Origin of the sequence: Thermogemmatispora sp. (assembly GCF_019683755.1) — a bacterium.
In the GTDB taxonomy this organism is placed as follows: domain Bacteria; phylum Chloroflexota; class Ktedonobacteria; order Ktedonobacterales; family Ktedonobacteraceae; genus Thermogemmatispora.
This window is the reverse complement of the sequence record NZ_JADGHT010000136.1, coordinates 1-11,553: the sequence shown is the minus strand read 5'-3', so window position 1 is coordinate 11,553 and position 11,553 is coordinate 1. Positions and strand designations below refer to the sequence as shown.

General features: G+C 62.4%; 10 protein-coding genes. 9 read left to right on the top strand and 1 reads right to left on the bottom strand.

Annotated features, from left to right (window positions below):
* Window positions 1–101: 101 nt before the first annotated feature.
* The 9 genes from IRZ24_RS10620 (at window position 102) to IRZ24_RS10580 (ending at window position 10,288) form a co-directional block, all read left to right on the top strand.
* Window positions 102–1,103 carry a TIM barrel protein gene (locus IRZ24_RS10620; protein ID WP_297163712.1) on the top strand — a complete coding sequence of 334 codons (1,002 nt, stop codon included), beginning with the start codon at window positions 102–104 and terminating at the stop codon, window positions 1,101–1,103.
* On the top strand, window positions 1,100–1,942 hold the full coding sequence (locus tag IRZ24_RS10615; protein WP_297163709.1) for a transketolase: 843 nt from the start codon (window positions 1,100–1,102) through the stop codon (window positions 1,940–1,942). The genes IRZ24_RS10620 and IRZ24_RS10615 overlap by 4 nt, the downstream gene beginning before the upstream one ends.
* Window positions 1,939–2,886, top strand: a complete 948-nt coding sequence (locus IRZ24_RS10610; RefSeq protein WP_297163705.1) for a transketolase family protein — start codon at window positions 1,939–1,941, stop codon at window positions 2,884–2,886. Before IRZ24_RS10615 ends, IRZ24_RS10610 begins: the two co-directional genes overlap by 4 nt.
* Entirely contained in the window at window positions 2,883–4,382 is a 1,500-nt protein-coding gene (gene glpK / locus IRZ24_RS10605) for a glycerol kinase GlpK (RefSeq protein WP_297163702.1), read from the top strand. The genes IRZ24_RS10610 and glpK overlap by 4 nt, the downstream gene beginning before the upstream one ends.
* 39 nt (window positions 4,383–4,421) lie before the next feature.
* On the top strand, window positions 4,422–5,432 hold the full coding sequence (locus IRZ24_RS10600; RefSeq protein ID WP_297163699.1) for a sugar-binding transcriptional regulator: 1,011 nt from the start codon (window positions 4,422–4,424) through the stop codon (window positions 5,430–5,432).
* Window positions 5,433–5,522: 90 nt separating this feature from the next.
* Complete coding sequence (locus tag IRZ24_RS10595) at window positions 5,523–6,263, top strand: DUF2291 family protein (RefSeq protein ID WP_297163696.1); 741 nt, start codon at window positions 5,523–5,525, stop codon at window positions 6,261–6,263.
* Window positions 6,260–7,894, top strand: coding sequence for a sugar ABC transporter ATP-binding protein (locus IRZ24_RS10590; RefSeq protein WP_297163693.1), 1,635 nt, complete (start codon window positions 6,260–6,262; stop codon window positions 7,892–7,894). The genes IRZ24_RS10595 and IRZ24_RS10590 overlap by 4 nt, the downstream gene beginning before the upstream one ends.
* A gap of 14 nt (window positions 7,895–7,908) precedes the next feature.
* Complete coding sequence (locus tag IRZ24_RS10585; RefSeq protein ID WP_297163690.1) at window positions 7,909–8,979, top strand: ABC transporter permease; 1,071 nt, start codon at window positions 7,909–7,911, stop codon at window positions 8,977–8,979.
* Between the two features lie 334 nt (window positions 8,980–9,313).
* Window positions 9,314–10,288 carry a D-ribose ABC transporter substrate-binding protein gene (locus IRZ24_RS10580; RefSeq protein WP_297163687.1) on the top strand — a complete coding sequence of 325 codons (975 nt, stop codon included), beginning with the start codon at window positions 9,314–9,316 and terminating at the stop codon, window positions 10,286–10,288.
* 101 nt (window positions 10,289–10,389) lie between these two features.
* On the opposite strand, the gene IRZ24_RS10575 is transcribed toward IRZ24_RS10580, so the two are convergent.
* A partial coding sequence (locus IRZ24_RS10575; protein ID WP_297163684.1) for a cobyrinate a,c-diamide synthase occupies window positions 10,390–11,553 on the bottom strand: 1,164 nt, incomplete at its 5' end.

Below are 11,553 nucleotides of genomic sequence, written 5' to 3'. Positions count from 1 at the left end.
GCCCTGACCTCTTGACAGAGCGGCCCTGTCCCGGTACACTTATCACTGTAATGAATATTTTTTCAGAGTTGAATAATTATTCAAAGATGAGGAGAGAGGACATGAGCAACGGCCTCCAATTTGGCGCGGGCATCTGGCTATTCGGCCAGTTCATCGACCGCTACGCCACCAATGCCTATGGGCCGCCGGTCAGCACGCTAGAGGCCATCGAGAGGGCTGGGCGTGTTGGCGAGCTAGTTGGTTTAGACATCAACTATCCCTTCCCTGAAGAGGACCTCAGCCCAGAGCAGGTCAAAGAGGCGCTAGAGCGCAACGGCCTGCGAGCTATTGCCGTCACCCCAGTCATCTACGACCAGCGTTTCGCGCGCGGCAGCTTCACCCATCCTGATCCGGCGGTACGGCAGCAGGCTATCGACCTTGGCAAGCGAGCTAGCGACGTCGCCCGCATCCTTGGAGCGGACTACGTCAAATTCTGGCCCGGGCAGGACGGCTACGACTATCCCTTCCAGGCTGACCACCTGCAGCTCTGGGACTTCACCGTCAACGGCATCCGCGCGGTGGCCGAAGCCAATCCCGACATGCAATACGCCATCGAATACAAGGCCAAAGAGCCGCGCGTCCATCTCGTACTCAGCTCCTCGGCGCGCACTTTGCTCGCCATTCAAGAGATGGGCGTGAACAACGTGGGCATCGTCATGGACCTCGGCCACTCACTTTTCGCGAAAGAGACGCCAGCAGAAGCACTACAGTTGATCGCACGTCATGGCAAGCTGACAAGCATAGAAGTCAACGACAACTGGCGTGAGTGGGACGATGACCTGGCGGTGGCCTCCATTCATGTCATCGAGACCCTGGAATTCTTGCAAGCCGTAGAGCGCATTGGCTGGCAGCGACCTATCCTACTAGATCAATTCCCCTTCCGCGAAGACCCTGTAGAGGCGGCGCGAGTCAGCATCAAGCGCATGCGAGCGCTTGATCGTGTGCGTCGGCGGCTCAACCTGGAGGCCCTGAAGCAGGCCCAGGAACGGCAAGATGCCCTGCAGGCGCAGCAACTTGTCTTTGCGGCCCTGGTGGGGCTGGACGGAGGCGAAGAGCAAGCATGACCCAGGAGCGTGAGGACCAGCTTACGGCACTGCGCAAGAAAGCCAATCTCTTGCGTCAGCGGGACCTTGTGATGATCCAGCGGGCCGGTATGGGACACATCGGCGGAGACTTTTCCGCGCTTGACATTTTGGTCACCCTCTACTTTGCGGTCCTGCGGGTCGACCCGCAGCATCCCGATGCCCCCGATCGTGATCGCTTCATCCTGAGCAAGGGGCATTGTGCTGGGGCCCTCTACAACACCATTGCCGAAGCTGGCTTCTTCCCGACGAGCGAGCTAGAGACCTTCATGAAGCCGCTCTCGCGTCTCAACGGCCATCCCGACCGCACCAAAGTGCCGGGGGTCGAGGCCAGCACTGGCCCTCTAGGCCACGGTCTCTCGATCGGCGTCGGAGCGGCCCTGGCGGCCAGACTCGACGGAGCCTCCTGGCGCACCTATGTGCTCACGGGCGACGGCGAGCTGCAGGAAGGCAGCAACTGGGAGGCGGCTATGGCCGCGGCGCACTACGGGCTAGACAACCTGACCGTCATCGTCGACCGCAACCGGCTCCAGCAAGGGGCGCCAACCGAAGACACCATTCGCCTGGAGCCGCTGGCCGACAAATGGCGCGCCTTTGGCTGGGCGGTGCGCGAAGTAGATGGGCATGACTATGCTGCCCTTCTCCAGGCCCTCCAGGGAGAGCATTGGGAGCCTGGGCGTCCACGCTGCCTGATTGCTTACACACACAAAGGTCAAGGGGTTTCCTTTATGTGCGACAATGTTGACTGGCACCATCGAGTACCGACGCCCGAGGAAGCTGAGCGAGCCTTGCAGGAACTACAGGAGGCGGTGCGAGGATGAGCCAGCTCTACGATTGTCGCGATGCCTTTGCCCAGGCCCTGGAAGAGGCGGCGCGTAACGACCCGCGCATCGTCGTCGTCATCAACGACTCCCTTGGCTCCAGCAAGCTCAAAGGCTTCAAGACGGCCTTTCCACAGCGGCTGGTCAACGTCGGCATTGCTGAGCAGAACATGGTCGGAGTAGCTGCCGGCCTGGCAAATGGCGGCAAAATCCCCTTTGTCAGCGGGGCCTCACCCTTCCTGACTGCGCGCGCCCTCGAACAGATCAAAGTGGACCTAGCCTATTCCCAGGCCAATGTGAAGCTGTGTGGCATGAGCAGCGGGCTGGCCTACGGCGAGCTGGGGCCAACCCATCACTCGATCGAAGACCTGGCCTGGACGCGTGCCATTGCCAATCTTACGGTGATCGTGCCGGCGGACCCCCTGGAGACCGCCCAGGCCATCCATGAGGCCGCCCGTGTGTCGGGTCCGTTCTTCCTACGCATCAGCCGCATGCCGGTGCCGCAAGTCCATCCCGCGGACTATCGCTTTCGCATCGGTAAGGCGAGCTGGCTGCGTCAAGGGAGCGATGTCGCCCTCATTGCCACTGGCGTGATGGTTGCCCGAGCCTTGGAGGCCGCGGCGCTGCTGGCGAACGACGGCATCGAGGCGACGGTGATCAACATGGCCACCATTCGTCCGCTTGATCGTGAGACCGTGATCGAAGTGGCGCGCCGCACCGGCGCCATTGTCACGGTGGAAGAGCACACCATCTATGGAGGATTAGGGGGAGCGATCGCCGAGGTGGTCGTGACCACCTATCCTGTACCGATGCGCATTCTGGGAGTGCCTGGCGTCTTCGCGCCCACCGGCTCGCCCGAGTATCTCTTAGAGCATTTCGGTCTAACGCCGGCTGGCATTCGCGCTGCGGCGTTAGAGCTTCTCAAGGCGAGAGCACAGCAATGAAGCAGACGGCAATCCTGGCCATTGATCAGGGAACGACCAACACCAAGGCCCTGCTGGTCGACAGCGCGGGGCAGGTCCTCGCGCGGGCCAGCCGTCCGGTGCAGCGCCACTATCCGCGCCCGGCCTGGGTCGAACAAGACCCGCTAGAGCTATGGCAGAGCGTTCTAGAGGCCAGCGCTGCCTGTCTGGAGCGGGGTGGCTCCGACATAGAGCTGGTGGCTGTCGCTATCAGCAACCAGCGCGAATCGGTTCTGCTCTGGGAGCGCGCCAGTGGGAGGCCGCTTGGCCCGTGCGTGAGCTGGCAATGCCAGCGTTCGCGGCAGCTCTGCCAGGCCTTGCAAGAGCGCGGTCTCGAGCCGCTGATCCGTGAGCGCAGTGGCTTGACCATCGACCCCATGTTCTCGGGAACGAAAATCCGCTGGTTGCTGGAGGAGCAGAATCTGCTGGAGCGGGCTAAAGCCGGCGAGCTGTGTGCTGGGACAATTGACAGTTGGCTCTGCTGGCAGCTCAGTGGTGGGGCGGCCCATATCTGTGATATGACCAATGCCTCCCGCACGCAGCTCTTCAACCTGCAGCGGCGCACCTGGGACGACGAATTATTACAGCTTTTGGGGGTGCCGGCAGCGCTCTTGCCGGAGGTCCAGCCCTCAGCGTCCATTCACGCACACACTGTTGCCTGTGGTGCACTGCCGGCGGGTCTGCCCATTGCCGCCCTCATCGGGGACTCCCATGCTGCTCTCTTCGGCCAGGCCGGCTTTCTGCCGGGGTCCGTCAAAGCCACCTACGGCACCGGCTCATCGCTCATGACCCCTGTGCCGGAGCCGCGCCTCTCGCAGAGCGGATTGTCGGCAACCATCGCCTGGGCTATTGGTGAGCGCGTCACCTATGCGCTCGAAGGCAATATCTACGTCACTGGAGCCGCTGTCGAATGGTTGGGGCATTTCCTGGGCCTTGATGATCCTGTGGCCGGGCTGGCTAGCCTGGCGGCCAGTGTGCCCGACAGTGGAGGCCTCTACTTCGTACCTGCCCTTAGCGGGTTAGGGGCGCCCTATTGGGACAAAGAGGCGCGCGGTCTCATCTGCGGCCTGACGCAAGCCAGTACCCTGCCACAGCTCGCACGGGCTACCATTGAGGCCATCGCCTATCAGGTGCGTGCCGTCTTTGACGCCATGCAAGCGGAAGCGGGCGTCGAACTCCAGGTTTTATTAGCCGATGGTGGTGCCACGCGCAACGATATGCTGATGCAATTCCAGGCCGACATCATTGGCAAACCGGTGCTGCGCTGTGAATCGGCGGATGTTTCAGCGCTGGGAGCTGCCTACCTGGCTGGTCTGGCGGTGGGCCTCTGGACGAGTGAGGAAGAAATCGCTGCCCTGCCGCGCCCCCGTCAGCGCTTTGAGCCGGCCTTGCCGGCAGACGAGCGCGAGGCCCATTATGCCGGCTGGCAGGAGGCGGTCGCGCGTGCCAGGCTGCACCGATCCACAGGGCAGCAGTAAGCAAAAGGATTGAGGTCCGGCGTAAGGAGTAACGCGCATATGGCACGCATTGACGATCTGCGCTTGATGGCCAAGGTTGCCAGCCTTTACTACGAGCGTGGTCTCTCGCAGGTAGAGATTGCCGAGCGGCTACAGCTCTCGCAGTCCAATGTCTCGCGCCTGCTCAAGCGAGCCCAACAAGAGCAGATTGTGCGCATTACCGTGAGCATGCCGCGTGGTGTCTATACCGATCTGGAGAACCAACTAGAAGCTCTCTACGGACTCAAAGAAGCCATTGTCGCAGATTGCCCGGAGGATGCCAATAACGAACAGATCTTACAAGCCATCGGGGGAGCGGCGGCCTTTTGGCTAGAGTCCAAGGTCACGCCGGGGGAGATCGTCGGCATCTCCTCCTGGAGTGCCTCGCTACTGGCGATGGTCGACGCCATGCATCCACTGGCGCAGCCCTCGCGGGCCAAAGTCGTCCAGATCCTGGGGGGGATAGGCAACCCGGCGGCGGAAGTTCACGCGACTCAGCTCACGCGTCGTCTAGCCGAATTGTTGCATGGCGAAGCGGTCTTTTTACCGGCGCCGGGCGTTGTCAGCTCACCGGAGGCCCGCCAGATCTTCTTTGAAGATCCGTTTGTGCGTGAGGCGTACCAGCTCTTCGACAGCGTGACCGTGGCGCTGGTTGGCATCGGTGCGGTCGAACCCTCGGCCTTGCTAGCCAGCAGCGGGAACATCTTCTCGCTCGAAGAGCTGCACATGCTGCGTGAGCACGGAGCCGTCGGCGACATCGTGCTACGCTTCTTCGATGCCCAGGGGCGCCCGGTTGTGACGCCCCTGGATGAGCGCGTCATAGGCATGCGCCTGGAGCAGTTGCAGCGCGTCAAATATGCGGTTGGCGTGGCTGGTGGCGAGCGCAAGCATGCGGCCATTCGGGGAGCCTTAGAAGGGCACTGGATCAATGTTCTGATCACTGATCACTTTACAGCGCGCTGGCTGGTGGAGCAGAAACAAGCTCAAACGGCTGCCCGGGAGGGCGGCGAAAGCGCCCCCGCCGCGCGCTAGCGCTAAGCGAGAAAGGTCACCAACAACCTGCCACGCGCGCAGGCGAGTCAAGTCAACAACGACCGACCATTGCCCGGTTGGGAGGACTCTATGTACGACCATGCTCAGAGGATGAGCCGCACGAAGCAGCATGACCGGCCACGGATGGCCTCCAGGCGGTGCAGCCGTGGCCGGCTGCTGTTGCTGGGGAGCGGATTGGCCTTACTGATCTGTCTGCTCCTCTCGGCCTGCAGCCTGTACACGGTGCGCCCACTCAATGCCTCCGCCACCACTCCAGGGGGAGGAGGCGGTGGCTCGCAGACCTTTGACCCCGAGGCCTACGTCAACCAGATCTGGGACAGCCGGGTCGTCCCGACCGTTGTCGAGCACGCCCATGATGCCGGCGAAGTGCTGGCCGCCCTCAAGGCCAATCAGCAGGCGGCTCAGCAACGCTATGGCCATCAGGAGGGGGATGGTCCCTATACCTTCATGGTCAAAGGCCTGGGGCGCGTTGTCAGCATCAATACCACCTCACGCAATGGTACCCTGGGGTTGGATCTGCCGCCCTATGATGGCAAGGCTGACCTCTCGCTACAGATCGGACCGGTCATTCTGGGGACAGCCATCCGCGACGGCGTCGGCTTCATCCACTTCAGCCAGTTCGTCAACCAGATCCAGTATGCCCAGGTGGCCGACGCCCTCAACGCGCGCGCGGTCCAGGTGGCCCAGCGCGTCCATCCCACTCAGCTTAAAGGGAAGCTCATTCAGTTCTACGGCGTCTTCGCTCTGACCGATCCGCAGGCCATTCTGGTGGCACCGGTCAAACTCCAGGTGGAGGGTTCCGGCTCATGAAGGGATCTGACCAGGAGCACGCTCCTGATATTGTGCTGCGGGCCGAGGGGATTACCAAGATCTACGGCGGCACCGTTGCCCTGGACAACGTGGACTTCAACGTCTATCGCGGCAAAGTCAACGTGCTGATCGGCGAGAACGGGGCGGGCAAATCCACCCTCATGAAAATTATCGCAGGGGCGGAGACCGCCACGCGTGGCCGTCTGCTCTTAGAGGGGCAGCCGGTGCATTTCAAGTCGCCGCGCGAGGCAGCGCGGGCCGGCATTGGCATCATCTATCAGGAGCTGAACCTCTTTCCGAATCTGAGCGTGGCCGAAAATATCCTGCTCGACCACGAGGCCACCTCGTGGAACGGTCTCATCGTCGACCGCCGTCGGCAGCAGGAGCTGGCCCGGCGCTTGCTCGAACGGCTGGAGCAGCCCATTGATCCCCAAGCGCTAGTTGGAACGCTACGTCTTGGCCAGCAACAGATTGTCGAGATTGCCAAGGCGCTGGCGCGCGACGTGCGCATTCTGATCATGGATGAGCCTACCTCGGCCCTCACGACCGCCGAAGTCGAGGTACTCTTCCGCGTCATCCGCGAGCTAAAGGCGCAGGGGGTCTCGATCATCTACATCTCACACAAGCTGGAGGAGCTACTGCGCATTGGCGACTATGTAACGGTGCTGCGAGACAGCCATCGCATTGCTGAGGCGCCCGTGAGTGCGATCGACGTCAACTGGATCGTCGAGCAGATGATTGGGCGCAGTGTGGGGGAGACCTATATTCATCAAGAGCACCAGCTAGGCCCGGAGCTGCTGCGTGTTGAGCATCTAAGCTTGCCGCGCGCTGGCGGAGGGCTGGTACTGGACGACGTCTCGTTCCAGGTGCGAGCGGGCGAAATTGTGGCCCTCTACGGACTGCTCGGCGCGGGTCGCAGCGAGCTACTAGAGTGTCTGATGGGCCTGCACCCGGAGGCCACCGGCTCGTTGTGGATCGCTGGGCGGCCGGTCCGCGGACGCACGGTCGGCGAGCGCATCGCTGAGGGGTTGGTCCTCGTGCCCGAGGATCGCCAACGGGAAGGACTGGTCCCCACGCTCTCGGTAGCTCAGAACATGGTCTTGGCCAGCCTGCGCCGCTACCTGCAGGGTCCTGCCCTCTCGCGCAAGAAAGAACTGGCGGCGGTACGTCGCCTGATGGGAGAACTGGGAATCAAAGCCCCCTCGCCACAGACGCTCATCGAGGCCCTCAGTGGCGGCAATCAGCAGAAAGTGGTGGTGGCTCGAGGGCTGCTCACGGAGCCGCGCGTCCTGCTCCTGGACGAGCCGACCCGCGGCATCGACATCGGCGCCAAGGCGGATCTCTTCCGCCTCATGAATCGGCTGGCTCGCGAGGGGCTTGGCATCCTCTTCGTCTCCTCAGAGCTGCGCGAGGTCATGAGCGTGGCCGATCGCATCCTGGTGCTGGCCCGCGGGCGACTGACCGGAGAGTTTCGCCGTGAGCAGGCCAGTGAAGAGGCCCTGGTGGCAGCGGCCTCGGTAGGACAGGGACCAGGGCCGGCCTCCGAGGAGGAAGCGCGCGCGGTGTGGGCCGCCATCCCCAGCGTTCCACAAACGGAAGAACGGCGCGATCAGCCGCGCCCACGAGTCTAGGAAGAGGGAGGAGCATGCGCAATCCGTCATCTGTAGCCAGCCGCGAACCGGCGGCCCGCCGCAGCTTCGCGCTGCAACGCCGGCAGATCCAGACCATCTTGTTCCAGTTGCGTGCCTTTGTGGCGCTCATTATCCTGGTGATCATTTTCTCAGTCCTCTCGCCCGACTTTCTGACACTCAACGACTTGACCATCGTGGCCGAGCATGTCTCGATCAATGCCTTGCTGGCCATCGGCCAATCCTTTGTCATCCTGACGGCAGGGATTGACCTCTCAGTCGGCTCGATTGTTGGCCTGACCGCAATGGTGGCCGGCTATTTGATCAGCCAGGGCTTGCCGCTGCCCATGTTTGGGGTCGTGGTCTACTTCAACGTCTGGATCGTGATCCTGGTGGGCTTGCTGGTCGGCATCGTGCTTGGCCTCGTCAATGGGCTGGTGATCACGCGGCTCAGTGTGGCCCCCTTCATTGCCACGCTGGGCATGCTCTATGCAGCCCGCGGGCTGGCGCTCTTGACCTCCAACGGGGCGACCTTTCCCGACCTGGGGGGCGATCCCTCCCTGGGCAATACGGGCTTCCCCTTCCTGGGAACGGGCAGCCTGCTGGGGGTACCGATGCCGATCTGGCTAATGGTGCTCTTTGGCGCCGTGGCCTCCTTTGTGGCGAGCCGCACGCCCTTCGGGCGCCAGGTCTATGCCATTGGAGGCAACGAGCGAGCGGCGCAGCTCTCGGGCATTCGCGTCAACCGCGTCAAGCTGCTGGTCTATGTGATCTCCGGTTTCTGTGCGGCTATGACAGGACTGGTGATTGCCTCACAGCTACAGGCCGCTCAACCAGCAACGGGCGAGAGCTATGAATTGAATGCCATCGCGGCGGTGGTGCTGGGAGGCACCTCGCTCTTTGGGGGACGGGGAACCATTCTGGGAAGCATCATCGGCGCGTTTGTGATAGGCGTCCTCAGCGATGGGCTAGTGCTCATCGGCGTCTCCGAGTTCTGGCAGATGGTCATCAAGGGCGCCGTGATTGTGCTGGCGGTCGTCATTGACCAGCTACAGCAGCGATGGCAGAAGCGCGCCATCGCGGCCTGAGTCCGCACAGTGCAGTGCGGGCAGGAGCGCCGCTGTGGCGAACAAGAAAGGAGGAGGGAACGCATAGGCAGCCGTGCGCTGATCGCAGCAGCGGACACTAGTGAGATGGGCCAGGGAATGGGACCCCAGTAGCCCACGGAGCCGGAAAGGCTCCCGCGATCGCAGCAGCCAGGCGCTCGCACTGGGCGCGAGAAAGTCGCTCTGGGGCGAGCCGCTGAGTAGCACAACATGACGAGCAGGGTGCTCGCTCATCAGGTAATGAGGAGTGCCCGCCCAGTGATCAGAATCGCTCGCTCTTTCTCAAAGAAGAGTGTTGAAAGGAAGGGAAACAGCTATGCTTCGACGGATGCTGTACCTGCTGACCGTGCTGATGCTGGTCAGCCTGAGTCTGGCTGCTTGTGGCAGCTCAGGCCAGTCATCGTCGACTTCATCCAGCAGCTCGGGGGGCAAGAAGCTGATCTTCATTATCACCCCGGCCTACGACAATATTTTCTTCAAGGCGGAGGCGGACGCCGCCAAGGCCCGGGCCCAGGCTCTGGGCTACGAGACAGTAGCGGTGACGCACGACGATGATGTCAACAAGCAGAATCAGCTGATTGACACAGCCATCGCGCGCCACGCGGCAGCTATCATTCTCGACAATGCCGGCGCGGATGCCACAGTGGCAGCAGTGCGCAAGGCCAAGAATGCGGGTGTACCGGTCTTCCTGATCGATCGCGAGATCAACGCCACGGGCGTGGCGGTGGCGCAGATCGTCTCGAACAACTATCAGGGGGCGACCCTGGGGGCCCAGGAGTTCGTCAAGCTGATGGGGGAAGAGGGCAACTATGTCGAGTTGCTCGGTAAGCAGTCTGATACGAATGCGGCCATCCGCTCGCGGGGCTATCACGACGTGATTGATCAATACCCGCGTATGAAGATGGTAGCCCAACAAAGCGCCAACTGGGATCAGACCGAGGCCTTCCAGAAGATGCAAACTATCCTACAGGCCCATCCCGACATCAAGGGGGTGATCGCGGGCAATGATACGATGGCGCTAGGCGCCTGGGCGGCGCTGCAAGCGGCCCACAAGACCAATGTGATCGTGGTGGGCTTTGATGGTAGTCCCGACGTCATTGCCTCGATTAAGCAGGGGGGCATCAAAGCCACAGTCCTGCAGCCTGCAGTGCGCATTGCCCAACTTGCCGTTGATGAGGCCGACAAGTACATCAAGACCGGTTCTACAGGACAACCGGAGAAGCAGTCGATCGATTGCATTCTGGTGACGGCGCAGAACGCCGATCAATTTGGGGTCTTCGGGCCAAAGTGAGCGAGTTAAGCGCCTAGATGGAGTTGGGGCTGGCAGTCGCTCTATGATCACACGGTGGTCACAGCGGCCTGCCAGCCCTTCTGTCGATGGCGGCCCTCGCCTCAAAGCCGGCTCTGGCGCCAGCGGCGGGCAGCCGCCACGAAGCGCCAGGCGGCCTCGGGGAAGCCGCTGAAGGAGAGATGAAGGTAACTGGCCAGCAGATTGCCGCGGGCGAAGCCTTCAAGCTGTTGATATTGACCATCGGGCGAGCTAAGCAGATAGGCGGCCTCTGCTGGCGCTGGTCCCATATCCAGCCTGGAATAGTGAAACTCATGGCCGCGCACCTGGGCCCCGTGCGGCAGGAGCAAGCTTTCGCGCTGAGCCTGAGCCAGACGATAGCCGATCTGTAAAGCGGCGCTGGCGCTCTCCATGATGCAATCACGCTTGATCAGCCCGAGCATGGGGTAGGTCTTCCCGCTGGCCGTATACAGATGGCGGCAGAGGTACATCAGGCCGCCACATTCGGCGTAGCAGGGCAGCCCTCCCGCCACAAGCTCAGCCAGCGCGCGGCGCAGCTCCTCATTGGCCGCCAGTTGGGCAGCGTATTCCTCGGGAAAGCCGCCACCAAGGTAGAGGCCAGCGCAATCTGCAGGCAGTTGGCGATCGTGCAGAGGACTGAAAGGAACCAGCTCGGCCCCTGCCTGACGCAGCAGATCAAGGGTATCGGGATAATAGAAGCTGAAGGCCTCATCGTAGGCCAGCGCCAAGCGGACCCTTTCATCGCTTGCCGGGGCGGGCGACTCAGCTCGGCTTGCACATGCCACTAGTGGAGGGGCTTGCCGTGCCAGCGTCAGTATCTGGTCGAGGGCACAGGATTGGCGGAAGAGCGTCAGCAGACTGTCGAGACGTGTGGAGCTGAGCGTCTGCTCTGTGGCGGGCAACAGCCCCAGGTGGCGTTCAGGCCAGGGAGCCTCGGTCAGCGCAGGAAAGGCCGCCAGGAGGGGGAGGCCGCAGGTCGAGGCCAGAGCCTCGCTCAGCAGACGGGCATGGCCAGCGCCTGCCACACGGTTGGCCATGACACCCACAAGGGGGAGCTGGGGAGCGAAGCGCTGAAAACCAAGGACGACCGCGGCTGCACTGCGAGCCTGAGCCCAGGCATCCAGCACCAGAATCACCGGGGTCTGCAGCAGTTGAGCGATCTCGGCTGCGCTGCCGGCGTCGCTTTGAGCTTCGCGTCCGTCGTAGAGGCCCATCATGCCTTCGATAATAGCCAGGTCGGCGTCGCG